General features: G+C 62.9%; 19 protein-coding genes and 1 pseudogene. 16 read left to right on the top strand and 4 right to left on the bottom strand.

What is annotated here, in order from left to right; all coding sequences use genetic code 11:
- Positions 1-110: 110 nt before the first annotated feature.
- On the bottom strand, positions 111-2,516 hold the full coding sequence (lon, locus tag MRY75_RS09935; protein ID WP_292307416.1) for an endopeptidase La: 2,406 nt from the start codon (positions 2,514-2,516) through the stop codon (positions 111-113).
- A 407-nt stretch (positions 2,517-2,923) separates the two neighbouring features.
- Between lon and MRY75_RS09930 the strand changes: the two genes are divergently transcribed.
- On the top strand, positions 2,924-3,790 hold the full coding sequence (locus MRY75_RS09930; RefSeq protein ID WP_292307415.1) for a hypothetical protein: 867 nt from the start codon (positions 2,924-2,926) through the stop codon (positions 3,788-3,790).
- 98 nt (positions 3,791-3,888) lie between these two features.
- Here MRY75_RS09930 and tgt read toward each other — a convergent pair whose 3' ends face one another.
- The gene (gene tgt, locus MRY75_RS09925; RefSeq protein WP_292307414.1) at positions 3,889-5,019 is read right to left on the bottom strand and encodes a tRNA guanosine(34) transglycosylase Tgt; all 1,131 of its coding nucleotides are present in this window, start codon (positions 5,017-5,019) and stop codon (positions 3,889-3,891) included.
- A 71-nt stretch (positions 5,020-5,090) separates the two neighbouring features.
- Between tgt and rimK the strand changes: the two genes are divergently transcribed.
- From rimK to MRY75_RS09885, 8 genes are all read left to right on the top strand, one after another.
- Entirely contained in the window at positions 5,091-6,533 is a 1,443-nt protein-coding gene (gene rimK / locus MRY75_RS09920; RefSeq protein WP_292307413.1) for a 30S ribosomal protein S6--L-glutamate ligase, read from the top strand.
- A gap of 142 nt (positions 6,534-6,675) precedes the next feature.
- Positions 6,676-7,125 carry a globin domain-containing protein gene (locus MRY75_RS09915; RefSeq protein ID WP_292307412.1) on the top strand — a complete coding sequence of 150 codons (450 nt, stop codon included), beginning with the start codon at positions 6,676-6,678 and terminating at the stop codon, positions 7,123-7,125.
- A gap of 287 nt (positions 7,126-7,412) precedes the next feature.
- On the top strand, positions 7,413-7,775 hold the full coding sequence (locus MRY75_RS09910; protein WP_292307411.1) for an SUF system Fe-S cluster assembly protein: 363 nt from the start codon (positions 7,413-7,415) through the stop codon (positions 7,773-7,775).
- A 3-nt stretch (positions 7,776-7,778) separates the two neighbouring features.
- Positions 7,779-8,105, top strand: coding sequence for a TfoX/Sxy family protein (locus tag MRY75_RS09905; RefSeq protein WP_292307409.1), 327 nt, complete (start codon positions 7,779-7,781; stop codon positions 8,103-8,105).
- A 63-nt stretch (positions 8,106-8,168) separates the two neighbouring features.
- Positions 8,169-8,774, top strand: coding sequence for a MarR family transcriptional regulator (locus MRY75_RS09900; RefSeq protein ID WP_292307407.1), 606 nt, complete (start codon positions 8,169-8,171; stop codon positions 8,772-8,774).
- A 49-nt stretch (positions 8,775-8,823) separates the two neighbouring features.
- A complete protein-coding gene (locus MRY75_RS09895; protein WP_292307405.1) occupies positions 8,824-9,558 on the top strand; it encodes a DUF3307 domain-containing protein in 735 nt (244 codons plus the stop codon).
- Between the two features lie 31 nt (positions 9,559-9,589).
- Complete coding sequence (locus MRY75_RS09890) at positions 9,590-9,988, top strand: iron-sulfur cluster assembly accessory protein (RefSeq protein WP_292307403.1); 399 nt, start codon at positions 9,590-9,592, stop codon at positions 9,986-9,988.
- A gap of 171 nt (positions 9,989-10,159) precedes the next feature.
- Positions 10,160-10,795, top strand: coding sequence for a LysE family translocator (locus tag MRY75_RS09885; RefSeq protein WP_292307401.1), 636 nt, complete (start codon positions 10,160-10,162; stop codon positions 10,793-10,795).
- Positions 10,796-10,798: 3 nt separating this feature from the next.
- Here MRY75_RS09885 and MRY75_RS09880 read toward each other — a convergent pair whose 3' ends face one another.
- Positions 10,799-11,710, bottom strand: coding sequence for a 2-oxoglutarate and iron-dependent oxygenase domain-containing protein (locus MRY75_RS09880; protein ID WP_292307399.1), 912 nt, complete (start codon positions 11,708-11,710; stop codon positions 10,799-10,801).
- Between the two features lie 125 nt (positions 11,711-11,835).
- On the opposite strand from MRY75_RS09880, the gene tpiA reads away from it, so the two are divergent.
- Both tpiA and MRY75_RS09870 read left to right on the top strand, forming a co-directional pair.
- Positions 11,836-12,573, top strand: coding sequence for a triose-phosphate isomerase (gene tpiA, locus MRY75_RS09875; protein WP_292307397.1), 738 nt, complete (start codon positions 11,836-11,838; stop codon positions 12,571-12,573).
- A 14-nt stretch (positions 12,574-12,587) separates the two neighbouring features.
- Positions 12,588-13,757 carry a cytochrome P450 gene (locus tag MRY75_RS09870; RefSeq protein ID WP_292307396.1) on the top strand — a complete coding sequence of 390 codons (1,170 nt, stop codon included), beginning with the start codon at positions 12,588-12,590 and terminating at the stop codon, positions 13,755-13,757.
- 13 nt (positions 13,758-13,770) lie between these two features.
- On the opposite strand, the gene MRY75_RS09865 is transcribed toward MRY75_RS09870, so the two are convergent.
- Positions 13,771-14,226 carry an Lrp/AsnC family transcriptional regulator gene (locus tag MRY75_RS09865; protein WP_292307394.1) on the bottom strand — a complete coding sequence of 152 codons (456 nt, stop codon included), beginning with the start codon at positions 14,224-14,226 and terminating at the stop codon, positions 13,771-13,773.
- A 186-nt stretch (positions 14,227-14,412) separates the two neighbouring features.
- Here MRY75_RS09865 and cobA point away from each other — a divergent pair.
- From cobA to MRY75_RS09840, 5 genes and pseudogenes are all read left to right on the top strand, one after another.
- Positions 14,413-15,153: pseudogene (gene cobA, locus MRY75_RS09860) on the top strand (uroporphyrinogen-III C-methyltransferase); the annotation flags it as partial.
- Positions 15,153-15,455 carry a DUF2849 domain-containing protein gene (locus tag MRY75_RS09855; RefSeq protein WP_292307392.1) on the top strand — a complete coding sequence of 101 codons (303 nt, stop codon included), beginning with the start codon at positions 15,153-15,155 and terminating at the stop codon, positions 15,453-15,455. The pseudogene cobA and the gene MRY75_RS09855, both read left to right, overlap by 1 nt.
- A complete protein-coding gene (locus MRY75_RS09850) occupies positions 15,455-17,128 on the top strand; it encodes a nitrite/sulfite reductase (protein WP_292307389.1) in 1,674 nt (557 codons plus the stop codon). The genes MRY75_RS09855 and MRY75_RS09850 overlap by 1 nt, the downstream gene beginning before the upstream one ends.
- Positions 17,128-17,892, top strand: coding sequence for a phosphoadenylyl-sulfate reductase (locus MRY75_RS09845; protein WP_292307530.1), 765 nt, complete (start codon positions 17,128-17,130; stop codon positions 17,890-17,892). Before MRY75_RS09850 ends, MRY75_RS09845 begins: the two co-directional genes overlap by 1 nt.
- Positions 17,889-18,284 carry a DUF934 domain-containing protein gene (locus MRY75_RS09840; protein ID WP_292307388.1) on the top strand — a complete coding sequence of 132 codons (396 nt, stop codon included), beginning with the start codon at positions 17,889-17,891 and terminating at the stop codon, positions 18,282-18,284. The genes MRY75_RS09845 and MRY75_RS09840 overlap by 4 nt, the downstream gene beginning before the upstream one ends.
- The last annotated feature ends 2 nt before the right edge of the window (positions 18,285-18,286 follow it).

The raw sequence follows: 18,286 nt of genomic DNA, 5'->3' as shown, positions 1-18,286 counted from the left end.
TTTGATGGGATTTCGACACAAAATAGGCGCAACCCACCGAGATATGGCATGTCACAACGCAAAACGCCGCCCCGTTTGGGGCGGCGCTGCGGGTCCAGAACGGGCCCTGATCAGTGCGCGATGGCCGACGTGCTTGTGCTGTCCTTACTCATCGCCTGGGCAGCCGCCTCTTCGGCCGCTTCGTCCCATTCGATGGGTTCAGGCTCTGCCACCAAAGCCAGCTTCAGAACGTCGGACACATGCTCGACCGGGACGATCTCGAGCCCGTCCTTCACGTTGTCCGGCAGCTCGGCCAGGTCCTTCTCGTTCTCCTTGGGAATCAGCACGGTCTTGATGCCGCCCCGAAGCGCCGCGAGAAGCTTTTCCTTGAGCCCGCCGATGGGCATCGCATTGCCCCGCAGCGAGACCTCGCCGGTCATGGCGATATCGCGCCGCACCGGGATGCCGGTCAGCACAGACACGATGGAGGTCACCATGGCCAGACCCGCCGACGGGCCGTCCTTGGGCGTCGCACCATCCGGCACGTGGACGTGAATGTCCATCTTGTCGAACTTCGGCGGCTTCACCCCGATCTGCGGCGAGATGGAGCGCACGTAGCTGGCCGCGGCGTCGATGGACTCCTTCATCACGTCGCCAAGCTTGCCCGTGGTCTTCATCCGCCCCTTGCCCGGCAGTTTGAGCGCCTCGATGTGCAGGAGATCACCCCCGACCGACGTATAGGCCAAGCCGGTTACGACACCGACCTGGTTCTCGTCCTCGGCCAGACCGTAGCGGTATTTCCGAACACCAAGATAATCGCCGAGGTTCTCGGGCGTGATGACCACCTTCTCCTCTTCCTTCTTGACGATCTTCGTCACCGCCTTGCGGGCAAGCTTCGAGATTTCACGCTCGAGGTTCCGCACGCCGGCTTCGCGGGTGTAGTACCGGATCACATCGGTCAGAGCCTCGTCCGTCAGTTGGAACTCGCCCTTCTTCAGACCGTGGTTCTTGACCTGCTTCGAGGTCAGGTGACGTTTGGCGATCTCGGCTTTTTCATCCTCGGTGTAACCGGCCAGCGGAATGATCTCCATCCGGTCCAGAAGCGGCCCCGGCATGTTGTACGAGTTCGCCGTGGTCAGGAACATCACGTTCGACAGGTCGTATTCCACCTCGAGGTAGTGATCCACGAAGGTGCCGTTCTGTTCCGGATCAAGCACTTCGAGCATGGCCGACGCCGGGTCGCCCCGGAAGTCCTGACCCATCTTGTCGATCTCGTCGAGCAGGATCAGCGGGTTCGTCGTCTTGGCCTTCTTGAGCGCCTGGATGATCTTGCCCGGCATGGAGCCGATATAGGTCCGGCGGTGGCCACGAATTTCGGACTCGTCGCGTACGCCGCCCAACGAGATGCGGATGAACTCACGCCCCGTTGCCTTGGCCACGGATTTGCCAAGCGACGTCTTACCAACACCCGGAGGGCCGACAAGGCACATGATCGGGCCTTTCAGCTTTTTCGAGCGCTGCTGGACCGCAAGATATTCGACGATGCGTTCCTTGACCTTCTCAAGGCCGTAGTGATCGGCATCAAGAATTTTCTCGGCATTGCCGAGGTCCTTCTTCACGCGCGACTTCACGCCCCACGGGATCGACAGCATCCAGTCAAGGTAATTGCGCACGACGGTCGCTTCGGCGCTCATCGGGCTCATGTTCTTGAGCTTCTTGATCTCCGCATCGGCCTTTTCGCGGGCTTCCTTGGACAGCTTGGTCGCTCCGACACGCGCCTCGAGTTCGGCCACTTCGTTCTGGCCGTCCTCGCCATCGCCCAATTCCTTCTGAATGGCCTTCATCTGCTCATTCAGATAGTATTCGCGCTGCGTGCGCTCCATCTGGGATTTGACGCGGGTCTTGATCTTCTTTTCAACCTGCAGAACGCTCATTTCGCCCTGCATCAAGCCATAGACCTTTTCCAGCCGTTCGCTGACCGACAGCGTTTCCAGAAGCTCCTGCTTCTGGCTCACCTCGATGCCGAGATGGCCGGCAACCAGATCCGCAAGCTTCGCGGGCGCATCGGCATCCGATACGGCACCAAGCGCCTCTTCGGGAATGTTCTTCTTGACCTTCGCATACCGCTCGAACTCCTCGCCGACCGTGCGGACGAGCGCGGCAATCGCGGCCGGATCGCCGGGCATCTCGGTCAGGTACTCTGCGCGCGCCTCGAAGAAATGGTCGTTCTCCACGTATTCGGTGATCCGCACACGGCTCTGCCCTTCGACCAGAACCTTCACGGTCCCGTCCGGAAGCTTGAGCAACTGCAGCACGTTCGCCAACACCCCGGCGCGGTAGATCCCGTCGGCCTGCGGGTCGTCTTCGGAGGGGTCCATCTGGCTGGCAAGCAGGATCTGCTTGTCATCCGCCATCACTTCCTCAAGCGCGCGCACCGATTTGTCCCGGCCCACAAAGAGCGGGACGATCATGTGCGGGAACACGACGATGTCCCGCAGCGGCAACACTGGGTAGGAGGCGTTAAGAGGCTCTTGCATGCTCGTATCCTTATCTTTGGCAACACGGTCCCGGCCCCGCTTTGCGGCAGCGCTCGCCATGTCCGTTCCAGAGGCAATACTTGTGTCGCGACCCGGTTGATTTCAACCGCGGCGACAGCTCTGCCACCAACCTTCCTATTTTGCATCAGCCAACGCAAGCCCGGTTTGCGGGCGCTTCGTCGCAAGGACAGCGGCGTTTACGATTCGATGGGGCAGCTCGGGCAGCCGGGATCGACATGGGTTGATGGCACCATTCAGGGGGTTTTGCGAACAATGCGCTCAATCAGCGGGCATTAATGACAGGACAGGGTCGCGAACCACGTATTTCTTAGGATTTGCACCCCTCTGTGTTAGACCGCCCGCCGAAGAAGCCATGCCACACGCTCCGAACGCACAAAGGGTCGTACATGAAAGAAAAAATCTCCGATCTTCTCTATTCGCGCGAGTTTCGCAATTCTCTCTGGGGAGCCATGGCGCGTGGCTTGATCCGGAAGACAGCGAAGCGGATGAATTACTCTGTCGATTTTCAGGTCGACATGCTGGCCGTCGAGCGTCCGCACTATGCCTATTGCATGCTGAACGCCGCGCGGTTGGCCGCGCTGTTGGGACATGATCGGATTTCTGCCATCGAATTCGGTGTCGCAGGGGGAAATGGGCTCGCCTATATGTGCGACTTCGCCAAAGACGTGAAGCGCGTGACCGGCGTGACGATCGACTGTTACGGCTTCGACACCGGCTCCGGCATGCCCGATCCCGAGGGGGCCTACGATCTGCCCTACTGGTTTGCCGCCAAGCAATACGCGATGGACGTGCCCAAGCTCAAAGCCCGCGTTCCCGAGGCGCATCTTGTGATCGGCGACATCAAGGAGACCATTGGCAGTTTTCTGGAGACGTACAAACCCGCCCCGATCGGGGTGATGTTCAACGACACGGACTATCATTCCTCGACCCGTGAAAGCTTTCGCATCTTCGAACATGTCGCGGACATGCCCCAGCACTTCCTGCCCCGCATGTTCATGTATTTCGACGATGTTCTTGGGTCCGAACTGGAAATGTACGGCGCTCATAACGGTCAGTTGCGCGCGATTTCAGAACTGAACGCGTCGCAGGAGGACGTTCGCATCCATCTGAACCAGAACCTGATCCATCAGGACTACCTGCCCTACCGGTATCAGATCTATTACGGGCATCTCTTCGCACACCCGGACTACAACACCTACATCGCGGAAGAGCGACAGGTTGCAATCGAACGGCTTCTCAAACTGAAGAGTTGATCTGTCCGGAACCGCCAGCCGACACCTGACTCACGCTGGGCACGAGCGACGCTGCCCTCCGTCCGGAAAGAAGCGCTGAAAGGTCCGGCCAACGCGATCTAGAGAGGCGCGATGTCTCCTTCCGCGCGCTGCGCGTGAAATTGCGCTTCGAACGCGGCAAACCGGCCAGCGGCAATCGCGTCCCGCATCCCCTGCATCAACTCCTGATAGTAATGCAGGTTGTGCCAGGTCAGCAGCATGCCCGAGATCATCTCCTGTGCGCGGAACACATGGTGCAGATACGCCCGGCTGTAGTTACGGCAGGCGGGACAGGTGCAGTCCTCGTCCAGCGGGCGCGGATCATCCTGATGCCGCGCGTTCTTGATGTTGACCTGTCCGCGCCGCGTCCACGCCTGACCGGTCCGGCCCGACCGTGACGGCAGCACGCAGTCCATCATGTCCACCCCGCGCTTGACCGCACCGACAATGTCGTCGGGCTTGCCCACACCCATAAGATAGCGCGGCTTGTCTTGGGGCAGTTGCGAGGGCGCAAAATCCAGACAGCCGAACATCGCGTCCTGCCCCTCGCCCACGGCCAGACCGCCGATGGCATAGCCGTCAAAACCGATGGCTTTCAACGCCTCCGCCGATTCCTCGCGGAAATCCTGCTCCAACCCGCCCTGCTGGATGCCGAACAGCATATGCCCCGGCCGATCACCGAACGCATCTTTCGACCGCTCCGCCCATCGCATCGACAGCCGCATCGACTCGGCGATGCGGTCGCGGTCGGCGGGCAGCGCCGGGCATTCATCGAAACACATCACGATGTCCGAGCCCAGCAGGCGCTGGATCTCCATCGACCGTTCGGGTGTCAGTTCATGGCGCGACCCGTCGATATGCGATTTGAACGTCACGCCCGTTTCTGTCAGCTTGCGAAGGTCTGCGAGGCTCATCACCTGGAACCCGCCCGAATCCGTGAGGATGGGTCTGTCCCAGTTCATGAACCGGTGCAGACCGCCCAGGCGGTCGATCCGTTCCGCCGTGGGCCGCAGCATCAGGTGATAGGTGTTGCCCAGCAGGATGTCGGCCCCCGTCGCGGCCACCGACTCCGGCATCATCGCCTTCACCGTCGCCGCCGTGCCCACGGGCATGAAGGCCGGCGTCCGGATCGTGCCGCGTGGGGTCGTGATGGCGCCGGTGCGCGCCATTCCATCGGTGGCGTGCAGGGCGAAGAAAGAAGAAACTGTCATGTTGCGGCCTTACTTGCAGAGGGCGCCCTTGTGCGCCAAATCACCCCCATTGCCAAGGAGGCGCGATTCCCATGCCTGATACATCATCCGACACTCCCGCGCCCAAAGGCACGGGTCCAGAAGCGATTTTGACATTCGGATGGGAAGAATGGGTCAGCCTTCCGGATCTCGGCCTGCCCGCGATCCGCGCCAAGGTTGACACCGGTGCCCGCACCTCGGCTCTGCATGCCGCGGATATCGAAGTTTTCGGCTCGGCCAGCAAACCCCGCGTACGCTTTGCCGTTCATCCGATCCCGGGCCGCGAAGATCTGATGATCCCCTGCTCTGCGCCGATTGTCGACCGACGCGATGTCACCTCGTCGAACGGCGAGACCGAAAGCCGCTACGTCATCGCCTCGCGCCTGACGGTTGGCGGGCAGGCCTGGAATATCGAAATCACGCTCACGGACCGGGGCACGATGAGCAATCGCATGCTGCTGGGACGGCAAGCCCTGAAGGATCACGTCAACATCGTACCCAGCGAACGCTTCCACCAACCCGAGCTCGATTTCGATGTCTACCACACGCCCCGTGTCCGCAGCATCGCGCCGAACCGGGCCTTGCGTGTCGCCGTGCTCAGTCGGGAAAACAACTACTCCACCAGCCGCCTGGTCGAGGAAGGCGAGAAGCGCGGCCATTCGGTCGAGGTGATCGACACCACGCGCTGCTACATGGCGATCAACGCCATGGCGCCCGAGGTGTATTACGACGGCAAACGCCTGCCGCGCTATGACGCGATCATTCCGCGCATCGGGGCGTCCATCACCCCCTACGGCACCGCCATCGTGCGCCAGTTCGAATCCATCGGCACCTTCGTCGTCAACGGCAGCTCCGGCATCACCTCCAGCCGCGACAAGCTGCACGCGCATCAGATCCTCGCGCGGCACCGCATCGGCATGCCCCACACCGCCTTCGCCAATTCGCCCAAGGACACGTCGAACCTGATCGGGCTGGTGGGCACCGCCCCGCTGATTGTCAAGCTGCTGGAATCGACTCAGGGCAAGGGCGTGGTGCTGGCCGAAACCAAGAAAGCCGCCGAGTCGGTGATTGACGCGTTCAGGGGCCTCAAGGCCAACTTCCTCGTGCAGGACTTCGTCAAGGAGGCCGCGGGCGAGGACATTCGCTGTCTCGTCGTGAACGGCAAAGTCGTGGCGTCGATGAAGCGCACCGGGTCCGATGGCGATTTCCGCTCGAACCTGCACCGCGGCGGCACCGCACAGAAAGTGCGCATCACCAAGGAGGAGCGCGAAACCGCCGTCCGTGCGGCGCGCGTCTTCGGTCTTGGCTTGGCCGGCGTCGATCTGCTGCGCTCCAACACCGGCCCGAAGGTGCTCGAAGTGAACTCCTCGCCGGGCCTCGAAGGAATCGAGGTTGCCAGCGGCAAGAATATCGCCGGTCTGCTGTATGACGCCATCGAAGAGAAGGTCCGCCCGACCCCGGTGCCGCGCCGCAAAAAGCAAGGCACGTCCGGCTGACCGCGACACCGCATGAGGCGCGTCCGAGAACCGGCCGCGCCCGATCGTGGTGCGGATGCCCCCACCCCCGCGCTTAAAGAATTTCGGTCCCAGCCGTTGGAAGAGGTGTGCGCCGCACGTACCGACATCGAAGGGACCCATCATGCTGACCACAGCCCAGATCGACCTGATCCAAAGCTCCTTTGCGGCGGCGATGGCGAACCGGGATGACCTCATCACGGATTTCTACCGGTCGCTTTTTGCGCGGGACCCCGCGTTGCGGGGCATGTTCTCGAGCGATATCACCGCGCAATCCAAGATGCTGGCCTCGGCACTGCACATGGCGGTGCGCAAGCTGGATGATCTCGAGACGCTGATTGAACCGCTGCACGTCCTTGGGGCCAAGCACGCAGGTTACGGGGCAACGCCCGCGCATTACGCCCTTGTCACAGAGGTCCTGATCGACTGCCTTGAAAGAGCGGTCGGTCCGAAATGGACGGACGCCCATGCCCAAGCCTGGATGTACGCCCTCATCCTGATCGCCCGGACAATGGTCGAAGGGGCAAAGCAGACCCGTTCCGAAGCAGAGCACACATCATCGCCGAATGCCTGAGATCATGTGGGTCTGCCTCGGCCGAGAGATCATGGCCCAGCCCGGCAATCCGTCCACCAGATATTCTGGAAAACCATATTTGAATCAGCCTGTTAGCATGTTCTGACCCTAAAGGCTGCATTGAGCGCACACCACGTGAGGGCGCCGTCGGATCGTCGGGGCGCTATGTCCGAAAGGCAGCCCGCACCCGGAAAGACCTAACCTCGCAATTAGACGGCTTTCGGCCCCTTTACCCTCTCCGCCCCTTTCCCTATATATTTGGTCAGGAACCGACGGGAAGGACCGACATGAACGACGCCAGCCCCAAAATCGAAGGTGCACCGCTGATCGCGCCCTCCAGCACCGATCACCCGCTCTACGATCAGGTGGTCGAGGCATGCCGTTCGGTGTACGACCCGGAGATCCCGGTCAACATCTATGACCTCGGGCTTGTCTACACGCTTGACATCAACGACGAAAACGAAGTGCGCGTGATCATGACGCTGACCGCACCGGGATGCCCCGTGGCAGGTGAAATGCCGGGCTGGGTGGCCGAAGCGATCGAGCCGATTGCAGGGGTCAAACAGGTCGATGTCGAACTCACCTGGGAACCGCCCTGGGGTATGGACATGATGTCCGACGAAGCGCGGCTCGAACTCGGCTTCATGTAGGCAATGGCAGTCTCGGACGAACAGATTGCCTTTGTCCGGGACCTGTTTTCCAGCCTTCCAGCCCTCACGACCCGTAAAATGTTCGGCGGCCTCGGGATTTATTCCGAGGGCACGATTTTCGCGATCATCGGCCCGGAGGAGCGCCTTCTGATCAAGGCCAAAGGCAAGTTGGCCGAGGACCTGGCTGCCGAAGGCTGCGAGCAATGGTCCTACGCGGGGAAATCCGGCACGCCGTCGCGGATGCCCTACTGGACCCTGCCCGACTCCGCGCTGGACGATCCCGAAGAGGCCAGCGCCTGGGCCCGCCGTTCGTTGCGGGAAACAGCCTAGCACCCGCAAGTGATTTGACTTTCTTTGCGCAAAAGAAAGTGATATGACTTTCTCATGACCCAAATGTCCGTGCTCACAGGCGATCTGGTCGGATCGTCCGATCTCGCCTCTTCGGAGGTGGACAGCGCTTTGACCCGGATCGAAGCCGCCACTCAGAGCATGGCGCACTGGACCAAGGGTACACCGCAATTCGCGCGGCGGGGCGGCGATGGCTGGCAGGTGGCCGTCATGTCCCCGCATCTGTGCCTGCGCGCAGCGCTCTATCTCCGTGCCTGCCTGCGGCGCGAAGGGGACACGGAAACCCGCATCGCCCTTGCGATTGGGCAAGGCACCCTGCCAGATGACGGCGATCTCAACGCAGCCCATGGTCCGGTCTTTGTCGCCTCGGGCCGTCTGCTGACCACCATCACAGGCCATGCGCTCATGGCCCATGCATCAGGTGGGGCCGAACACGCCGCCACCCGGCTGGCCGATCACATCGCCTCGGGCTGGACGCAGGCTCAGGCGCGCGCCATTGCGGCGGTGCTGCCGCCCGACGCGCCACCCCGCGCAGAGATCGCCAAATCCATCGGCATCACACGACAAGCGGTCAATCAGGCGCTCTGGTCCGCAGGCTACCCGGCCCTTGCCGATGCGCTGGACGCTCTGGAACAGGGGGCGCGCAAGTGAAACCGCTGTCTTTCCACCAAAGCAAGCCAAACCACTTGCGGAGCCGCACATGATCGATGTGCTCATCGCTCTGGCGCTGGCCCATGTGGTTGCGGATTTTCTGCTCCAGCCCGATTGGATGGTGCGCCGCAAGTCCGAACCCGGAATTCTGGTTCTACACGTGGCCATTGTCCTTGCCCTGAGCCTTCTGACCCTCGGCGGCGCATGGCAGCTCGCGCTGGGCATTGCCGCCGCCCATCTGGTGATCGACGCGATCAAGGTTTGGGCCTTGCCCATCGCATGGCGCGACAGCCTGCCCGCCTTCCTGCTGGATCAGGCCGCGCATGCTGCAACACTTGGTGCAGGGGCGGTTCTGATGCCGGAAGCCGTGGCCAGCGGCCTCTGGGCAGACAAGACCGGCATGCTCCAGACCCCGGCCATTCTCACCATCGGCGCGATCGTTTCGGTCTGGGGCGGCGGCTATGCCGTGGGCCTGCTGATGAAACCCTATACCGAGCAGTTCGCGCAGGACGAGACAGGCCCAAGCGCGGAAGGGCTCGACAATGCAGGCCGCATGATCGGCAAACTCGAACGCGCGCTGATCTTTCTGTTCCTCTGCGTGGGCGAGGCGACGGCCACCGGCTTTCTGATCGCCGCGAAATCCGTGCTGCGGTTCGACACCGCTTCGAAAGGCCAGAAAGCGGGGGAATATGTCATCATCGGCACGCTTGCGTCCTTCGGCTGGGGCCTCGCCGCCGGATATGGCACGCTATCGCTTCTTGAGATCGCGGCCGCAACCCCCTAGGTTAGAGACAGGACAGACAGCGAGAGTTCCCATGTTCGGCATCCCCGGCAAACAGGCCGTCACCCTCACTCCCAAAGCCGCCGCTCAGGTGCGCAAGCTGATGGAGTCCAAAGGCCACGCAGGTCTGCGCATCGGCGTCAAGAAGGGCGGTTGCGCGGGCATGGAATACACGATGGATTACGTCGACACCCCCGATCCCAATGACGAGGTGGTCGAACAGGACGGTGCCGTGGTGATGATTGCTCCGATGGCGCAGATGTTCCTCTTCGGGACCGAGATCGACTACCAGACCTCGCTGCTCGAATCCGGTTTCCAGTTCAACAACCCGAACGTTGCCGATGCCTGCGGATGCGGTGAATCGATCAAGTTCAAGGATTTGGACGAGTTGGCCACCGAACACGCAGGCGGAGTGCCGAACCTCAAGGCGTAGCCAACCCGGACTGTCGCAAAACGGCTGAGCGAGAGGATCGCCTGCGGCCTCGGTCAGCCTGAACGCTGCAATGCCAGAACGTCACGGTTCCAGCCGACATGCCGTTCGAAACCGGATTGACGCCCCCCGCATCGGGCCCCAGAACCAAGGTCTTGCAACCTGATTGCCGGAGTGGCCGATTTGCCTGACCTCGACGTTCTACTGGTTTTCTTCACGGCAGCGGTGGCCCTTGGCTTTGCACCCGGACCGGACAACATCTTCGTCCTGACGCAATCCGCGCTTTACGGTCGTCTTGCCGGGTTTGCCGTGACCCTTGGCCTCTGTACCGGGCTGCTTGTCCACACCACAGCGGTGGCCTTCGGGATCGCCGCCGTGTTTTCCGCCTCAGCGGTTGCGTTCAACATCGTAAAAGTGCTCGGAGCGGCCTACCTCCTCTACCTGGCATGGCAGGCCTTCAGGGCGGGAACGTCCAGCCTGTCAGCGGAAAACCGATTCCGCCCCGGTCTTGCCCAACTCTATCGCCGTGGCATCGTGATGAACATCACGAACCCCAAGGTCGCGATCTTCTTCCTCGCCTTCCTGCCGCAATTCGCAGATCCGACCATCGGCCCATTGGCCCCTCAATTGCTGGGTCTGGGCTTTCTGTTCATCGTCGCGACCATCTTCGTCTTCGGCACGGTCGCTTGGGGCGCAGGTTATTTCGGCGAATGGCTGACAGCGTCGCCAAAAGCGCAGATCACCCTCAACCGCATTGCCGCCGTGGTCTTTGCAGGCTTGGCCATCCGCTTGCTGACCACGCAGCGCTGACGCCTACCCTTTTCCCTGCAGGTGCACATAGGTCTCGGCATAGCGCTTGGTCAGGTGATCCCCGGCGCGGATCAGCTTGCCTGACCCAAGTGGCGCGACATTCGTCTCCACATTCGGATTAAAGAACAAAGGCACCGAAATCCGTTCGTCCGAACCGCCCTTGACCCGGTGCAGCGTCGCCACAACGCTCCCCTCGGTCCACATCTCAAGCATCTCGCCAAAGTTGATGATGAACTCCCCCGGCAGCGCCTGCACCGGCAGCCAGTCGCTGCGCCCGCGCGGCTGCACCTCGAGCCCCGGCTGACCATCGGTCGCCAGAAGCGTCAGACAGCCGTAATCCGTATGCGCGCCGATACCGAAATCCTTGTCTCCCGCCCAGTCCGGACGCGGCGGATAGTAATTGCCCCGCAAAAGCGCCATCGGGCAGTCGAACTTGTCCTCGAAGAAATCCGCATCCGCGCCGATCGACATGGCAATCCCCCGCAGAATGCCCCGCGCCACATCGAGCGCGTCCGCGTAATAGGCCCGGATCACCTGCTCGAACCCGGCGGGCCGGTCGGGCCAGTGGTTCGGCGCGTAAACCGATAGTGCCACCCGCATATCCCCATCCTGAAGGGTATAGCCGCAATCGAACACTTCCTTGTAATCGGGGTTCGCAGCCGGATCGACCTGCTCGGATTTCGGTGCACCCCAGCCCCGGTTCGAACCGGTGCGCGCCATGTTCACCTGATCCTTGACCTCGTCCGGCAGGGCAAAAAAGGCGCGATAGGCGGCCAGCACAAAGCGCATCCGGGCAGAGGTGAATTTGGTGTTGTAAACCGTGGCAAACCCCACCTCTTCGGCGGCGATCCGCATCTGCGCCAGCGCATCGGCATCGCCGGCCACCAAAGCCTGTGCATCCAGTCTCGGGATCATCTGTCGCCCTCCTGCCCTATCGGTCGGCCTTGTGCCACCCCACCTTCAGACACGCAACTGCCCTTGACGCCGCTGCCTCGCCCGCGATGATGCGGCTCAAAGATGACACCAGCAGGAGCCTCCCCATGCGCCGCAAACTCGCCGCCGGAAACTGGAAGATGAACGGAACCACCGCCGCGCTGGCCGAACTGGACGCCTTGCAGGATGTCGCGGAAGGCGCGGCGGAAGTGCTGATCTGCCCCCCCGCCACGCTGATCGCCGCCGCGGCCGCGAAGGCCGGCAGGATCGCCATCGGCGGGCAGGATTGCCACTCGGCTGCGTCCGGTGCCCATACGGGCGATGTCTCCGCCGCCATGCTCAAGGATGCGGGCGCGAGTTACGTCATCCTTGGCCATTCCGAGCGCCGCGCCGACCACGGTGAAAGCGACGCGCTTGTGGCCTACAAGACCCTCGCCGCATGGGCCGCAAACCTGACCGCAATCGTCTGCGTCGGCGAAACCCTCGACGAGCGCGAAGACGGCAAAACGCTCGACGTGGTGGGCCGCCAACTCGCCGCCTCTCTGCCCGACGATGTGACGGGCGCGAACACCGTCATCGCCTACGAACCGGTCTGGGCCATCGGCACCGGCAAGGTGCCCACCACCGACCAGATCGCCGAGGTGCACAGCTTCATGCGCGCCACCCTGATCCAGCGCTTCGGCACCGATACCGCGCAAGCCATCCGCCTGCTCTATGGCGGCAGCGTCAAAGCCTCGAACGCGACCGAGATTTTCGCTGTGGCAGACGTGGACGGCGCGCTGGTGGGCGGCGCGAGCCTGAAAGCCGCCGATTTCGCGCCCATCGTCACCGCGCTGAACAGCTGATCCGCCCAATCGGCATGCACCGCTTTCGCCAATCCCCGACCGACCCCGGTTTCGTCCAGAACCCCTATCCGTTCTACGACTGCCTGCGCGCGGCGGGCGATCTGGCATGGTGGGACGACTATGGCATGCCCTGCGCCGCCAGCCACCGCGCGGTGCAGGCCATCCTGCGCGACCGCCGCTTTGGCCGTGAAGTCCCTCCCGAACTTGCACCAGCCATCCCCGATCACCTCGCCCCGTTCTACGCGGTCGAGGCGCATTCGATGCTGGAGCTTGAGCCCCCCCGCCACACCCGCCTGCGCGGCCTCGTCCTGCGCGCCTTCACCTCGCGCCGGATCAAGGCGCTGGAACCTGAAATAACGGCGCTAACCCACGAGAAAATAAACGCGTTCCCCTCGGACACCCCCTTCGACATCCTCACCACATTCTGCCAACCCATCCCGGTGATCGTCATCGCGCGCCTGCTCGGAGTGCCCGACGATATGGCCCCGCAACTCCTGCGCTGGTCGAATGCGATGGTCGCCATGTACCAGGCCAGCCGCACCCGCGCGACCGAAGACGCCGCCGCCAAAGCCGCGTCCGAATTCTCAGACTTCCTGCGCCGCTATATCGACACCCGCCGCAGCGATCCGCGCGACGACCTCATCACCCACCTGATCGCCGCTGAAGAGGCAGGCGAAAAGCTGTCTACTGACGAGCTGATCACCACCTGCATCCTGCTTCTGAACGCGGGCCACGAGGCCACCGTTCACACGCTGGGCAACGGCATCAAGACGCTGCTTGAGACCGGCACTAAGACCATCGACGACGCCACGGTCGAGGAAATCCTCCGTTACGACCCGCCCCTGCATATGTTCACCCGCTATGCTTATGAGCAGGTCACGATCTACGGCCACACCTTCCGGCGCGGCGATCAGGTGGCGCTGCTCCTAGCGTCAGCCAATCACGACCCGGATCAATGGCCAGACGCCCGTCGCTTCGACCCAACCCGCCCGGTCACCCAGAACACCAGCTTCGGCGGCGGCTTGCATTTCTGCGTCGGCGCACCTCTGGCCCGGCTGGAATTGCAGATCGCCCTGCCAATCCTCGGGGATCGGTGCCCAAATTTGCGCATCGCGGAACCACCAATCTACGCCAACAGCTACCATTTCCACGGGCTGGACCGCCTGATGGTGCAACTCGACTGACCCTCGCCACCGCCTAAAGCGGCAGCGCCGTGGTCGACTTGATCTCTTCCATAGACAGAAGCGCCGTCACATTGTGCACCTTCACCTCGGCAATCAGCGCCTGATAGAACGCGTCATAGGCCCGCGCGTTCTTCACCCGCACCTTGAGGATATAATCGATATCCCCCGCCAGCCGGTGCGCCTCCTGCACTTCGGGACGGTCCTGCAGCGCCTTCAGAAACGCCCGCTGCCAGGCGGCATCATGTTCGCTGGTGCGGATCAGGACAAAGAAACACGCCTCGAATCCCAACGCATCGGCATCGAGCTGCACCACCTGCGCGCCGATGATCCCGGCCTCCTTCATCTTGCGAATCCGGTTCCAGACAGGCGTCTTCGATGACCCCACCTTGCGGGCAATATCGTCCAGCGACTGCGCCGCATCGGTCTGCAACTCGACAAGAATTTTCCGGTCCGTGTCGTCGGTCTTCATCTCTGTTCTTCTTTCCGCGTGTTTCGAGGACTCCCTGTCCCCGCTGACCCGCCACATAGAACATATTTCCTTATTTCCGCAAGGCACTGGCAGAACACCGGAACAAAATTCTATTTTAAAGCCAAGAAACGCGGTGAAGAGGACAACCCGATGCCACGCGACATGCACATGACCCCGACACTGCCCGTCGCCTTTGTCGGCGCGGGTCCCGGCGACCCCGATCTGCTGACGGTCAAGGCCCTGCGTGCGTTGCAGGCGGCTGACGTCGTGATCCATGACCGTCTGGTCAGCGCCGAGATCCTCGCGCTTGTCGGCCCGCAGACCCGTCTGCGCAATGCAGGCAAGGAAGGCTTCGGCCCGTCGGTCACGCAAGCCGACATCAACGCGATGATCGTCAACGAAGCTCTCACCGGCGCGCGTGTCGTGCGGCTCAAGGCTGGCGATCCTACCGTGTTTGGCCGTCTGGACGAGGAACTCGACGCGGTGATCGAGGCGGGTCTCGATTATACTGTCGTGCCGGGCCTCACTTCCGCCTCCGCTGCTGTGGCCGCTCTTGGCCAGTCGCTCACCAAACGCGGGCGCAACACCGCCGTGCGCCTGATCACCGGGCATGACATGCAGGGCTATGCCGATCATGACTGGCGCGCGCTCGCCCGCGAGGGCGAGGTGGCCGCGATCTACATGGCCAAGAAAGCCGCGCGGTTCATTCAGGGCCGTCTACTGATGCACGGCGCAACCCCGTCCACGCCTGTCACCATTGTCGAAAACGCAAGCCGCGCAGACCAGCGCATTGTCAGCGCCACTCTGGCAACGCTGCCCGCCATTCTGTCCGAGGCCGACATCACCGGCCCCGCGCTGCTCATGTACGGGCTGGCCCCGCGCGATGCGGTCGCCCACGCCCTGCCCCAAGTTCAGGAGATGATCTGATGCCCGCGATCTTCACGCCGAAAGTCATCACCGCCAACGCGCTTATTGAAGGCGATGTGGTCTACCTGACCCAGGACGACACGTGGTCTCGGCACTTGGCCGACGCCGATGTCCTGACCGACGAGGCCGACGCACAAATCCGCCTGATCGACGCCAGCGCCCGCACCTCCGAGGTGGTCGGAGTCTATCTGGCCGACGTCAGCCCTGGCAAATCCGGCCCCGAGCCCACCCATTTCCGCGAGGCGTTCCGCATGCGCGGCCCCTCCAATTACCCCCACGGCAAACAGTCCGAGGTGTTCTGATGTACCGCTATACCGATTTTGACGCCGCCTTCGTGGCCGAGCGCAACGCCCAGTTCCGTGCGCAGGTCGAACGCCGTATCGACGGCAGCCTGACCGAAGACGAGTTCAAGCCGCTGCGCCTGATGAACGGGCTGTACCTGCAACTGCACGCCTACATGCTGCGCGTGGCAATCCCCTATGGCACGCTGAACAGCGCCCAGATGCGCCAGCTTGCCTACATCGCCGAGCGGTGGGACAAGGGCTATGGCCACTTCACCACGCGCCAGAATATCCAGTTCAACTGGCCGCAACTGCGTGATGTGCCGGATATGCTCGACGCGCTGGCCGAGGTGCAGATGCACGCGATCCAGACCTCCGGCGACACGATCCGCAACGTGACCGCCGACCATTTCGCAGGTGCTGCCGCAGACGAGATTGCAGACCCGCGCCCGGTGGCCGAGTTGATCCGCCAGTGGTCCACCGACCACCCGGAATTCCAGTTCCTCCCACGCAAGTTCAAGATCGCCGTCACCGGCTCACCCAATGATCGGGCCGTGACCAAGGCCCACGACATCGGCCTGCGCATGGTGCGCAACGATGCGGGTGAACCGGGCTTCGAAGTGATCGTCGGCGGCGGTCTGGGCCGCACGCCCATGATCGGCAAGGTCGTCCGTGACTTCCTGCCCGAGACCGATCTTCTGCCCTATCTCGAAGCGGTGGTCAGCGTCTGGAACCTGCTGGGCCGTCGCGACAACAAGTACAAGAGCCGTATCAAGATCACCGTGCACGAGCATGGTATCGACGACATCCGCGCGCGCGTCGAAGAGCGGTTCGCGCTCCTGCGCCCCGCCTTCACCGGTGTGGATCAGCAGCTCTTCGCGCAGATCAAGGCGGACTTCGCGCCGCCCGCATTCGCAGACCGCGACACCGGCCCGTTTGACCGCGCCTACGCCAACGATCCCGTGTTCCGCTCCTGGGCGGACACCAATCTCAGCGCCCACCGCGCGCCGGGCCATGCCATTGCGCAGATCAGCCTCAAGGCGCATGGCGCAACGCCGGGTGATGCAACCGCCGACCAGATGCGCGTGATGGCCGATCTGGCGGAGCGCTATGGACACGACGAGCTGCGCATCAGCCACGAACAGAACGTCGTGCTCCCGCATGTGCACAAGGCCGACCTGCCTGCGATCCATGCTGCCCTCAAGGCAGCGGGCCTCGCGACGGCCAATATCGGCAAGATCAGCGACATCATCGCCTGCCCCGGCATGGATTACTGCGCGCTGGCCACGGCCCGCTCGATCCCGATCGCACAAGAGATTGCAACCCGCTTCGACCAGCTCAAGCTGGAGCACGAGGTGGGCGATCTGAAGATCAAGATCTCGGGCTGCATCAACGCCTGCGGGCATCACCACGTCGGGCATATCGGCATTCTCGGTCTCGACCGCGCAGGGGTTGAGAACTACCAGATCACGCTGGGTGGCGATCACACCGAAACCGCCGCCATCGGTCAGCGCACCGGGCCGGGCTTTTCGGCGGATGAGATCGTGCCCGCCATCGAACGGATCGTGGATACCTACCTGTCCGAACGCCTCAGCGCGGACGAGACGTTCATCGACACGTTCCGCCGCGTGGGCATGACCCCGTTCAAGACCGCGCTTTATGGCGAGAGCGACAAGAAACAGAAGGCCGCGTGATGCTGCAGCTTGGGCACCAATCCAGCGAAGAAAGCGCGCCCGCGCTTGATGAGCGCATGGCCGCGCAGGATCGCGTCGCCGACCTGAACGCGCGCTATCGCCATTTCGGCACCTCCTACCTGCTCGAAGCCGTGCTGACGCGTGGCATCTTCGACCGCGTGGCTATGGTGTCGAGCTTCGGCGCGGACTCGGCGGTGCTCCTGCACCTGATCGCTCAGATCGACCGCGACCTGCCGGTGCTCTTCATCGACACCGCGCTGCTGTTTGAGGAAACCCTGACGTATCAGCAGGACTTGGCCGATCATCTGGGCCTCACCAATGTGCAGGTGATCCGCGCCGCCAAAAGTACGGTTGACGCGGTCGATCCGTACGGCGCGCTGCGCTTCAGCAATCCCGACGCCTGCTGCGACCTGCGCAAGACGCAGCCGATCAACGAAGCGCTTCAGGGCCATGACGCCTGGATCACCGGGCGCAAACGGCATCAGGCACAGACCCGTCAGGGCCTGCACTATTTCGACCTCGACGACGGCACCGCGCGGATCAAGATCAACCCGCTGATCGACTGGAAACCCGCCCGCATCGCGGCGCATCTCGACACGCACAACCTGCCCCGCCACCCGCTGGTGGCGCGCGGCTACCCGTCCATCGGCTGCGCCCCCTGCACCACCCGCGTGGCCAAGGGCGAAGATCCCCGCGCCGGGCGCTGGCGCGGTCTGGGCAAAACCGAATGCGGGCTGCATTCCTCAAAAGGAGCCACATCATGACCGTTCTCATCGACGACACCGGCTTTCTCTCCGACGATCCCGCCCGCTGGATCGACCCCGAGGCGCGCATCGACCTCGCCCCCGACACCGATCCAGCACGGCTCAAATGCCTGCTCATCGGTAAGGAACTGGTGCGCATCGCCTTTCCCAGCTTTGCCGATGGGCGCGGTTTCACACTCGCCCGCCTGATCCGTCAGCAGGGCTTCAAGGGCCGTCTGCGCGCGCAAGGCCACGTGATCGCCGACCAATACGCCATGGCCCGCCGCTCGGGCTTTGACGACGTGGAAATCAGCGACGATCTCGCCGCCCGTCAGCCCGAGGACCAATGGCTGGCCCGCGCCGACTGGCGCGCCCATGACTACCAGTCGCGCCTGCGCGGCCTCGCCGCCTGACA

Origin of the sequence: Marivita sp. (assembly GCF_022763305.1) — a bacterium.
Lineage (GTDB): Bacteria > Pseudomonadota > Alphaproteobacteria > Rhodobacterales > Rhodobacteraceae > Marivita.
This window is presented reverse-complemented; position numbering and strand designations above follow the sequence as displayed.

Excerpts from the sequence above, each read along its gene's own strand:
- lon (WP_292307416.1), bottom strand. The coding sequence starts at position 2,516 with ATGCAAGAGCCTCTTAACGCCTCCTACCCAGTGTTGCCGCTGCGGGAC.
- MRY75_RS09930 (WP_292307415.1), top strand. The coding sequence starts at position 2,924 with ATGAAAGAAAAAATCTCCGATCTTCTCTATTCGCGCGAGTTTCGCAAT.
- tgt (WP_292307414.1), bottom strand. The coding sequence starts at position 5,019 with ATGACAGTTTCTTCTTTCTTCGCCCTGCACGCCACCGATGGAATGGCG.
- rimK (WP_292307413.1), top strand. The coding sequence starts at position 5,091 with ATGCCTGATACATCATCCGACACTCCCGCGCCCAAAGGCACGGGTCCA.
- MRY75_RS09915 (WP_292307412.1), top strand. The coding sequence starts at position 6,676 with ATGCTGACCACAGCCCAGATCGACCTGATCCAAAGCTCCTTTGCGGCG.
- MRY75_RS09910 (WP_292307411.1), top strand. The coding sequence starts at position 7,413 with ATGAACGACGCCAGCCCCAAAATCGAAGGTGCACCGCTGATCGCGCCC.
- MRY75_RS09905 (WP_292307409.1), top strand. The coding sequence starts at position 7,779 with ATGGCAGTCTCGGACGAACAGATTGCCTTTGTCCGGGACCTGTTTTCC.
- MRY75_RS09900 (WP_292307407.1), top strand. The coding sequence starts at position 8,169 with ATGTCCGTGCTCACAGGCGATCTGGTCGGATCGTCCGATCTCGCCTCT.
- MRY75_RS09895 (WP_292307405.1), top strand. The coding sequence starts at position 8,824 with ATGATCGATGTGCTCATCGCTCTGGCGCTGGCCCATGTGGTTGCGGAT.
- MRY75_RS09890 (WP_292307403.1), top strand. The coding sequence starts at position 9,590 with ATGTTCGGCATCCCCGGCAAACAGGCCGTCACCCTCACTCCCAAAGCC.
- MRY75_RS09880 (WP_292307399.1), bottom strand. The coding sequence starts at position 11,710 with ATGATCCCGAGACTGGATGCACAGGCTTTGGTGGCCGGCGATGCCGAT.
- tpiA (WP_292307397.1), top strand. The coding sequence starts at position 11,836 with ATGCGCCGCAAACTCGCCGCCGGAAACTGGAAGATGAACGGAACCACC.
- MRY75_RS09870 (WP_292307396.1), top strand. The coding sequence starts at position 12,588 with ATGCACCGCTTTCGCCAATCCCCGACCGACCCCGGTTTCGTCCAGAAC.
- MRY75_RS09865 (WP_292307394.1), bottom strand. The coding sequence starts at position 14,226 with ATGAAGACCGACGACACGGACCGGAAAATTCTTGTCGAGTTGCAGACC.
- MRY75_RS09855 (WP_292307392.1), top strand. The coding sequence starts at position 15,153 with ATGCCCGCGATCTTCACGCCGAAAGTCATCACCGCCAACGCGCTTATT.
- MRY75_RS09850 (WP_292307389.1), top strand. The coding sequence starts at position 15,455 with ATGTACCGCTATACCGATTTTGACGCCGCCTTCGTGGCCGAGCGCAAC.
- MRY75_RS09845 (WP_292307530.1), top strand. The coding sequence starts at position 17,128 with ATGCTGCAGCTTGGGCACCAATCCAGCGAAGAAAGCGCGCCCGCGCTT.
- MRY75_RS09840 (WP_292307388.1), top strand. The coding sequence starts at position 17,889 with ATGACCGTTCTCATCGACGACACCGGCTTTCTCTCCGACGATCCCGCC.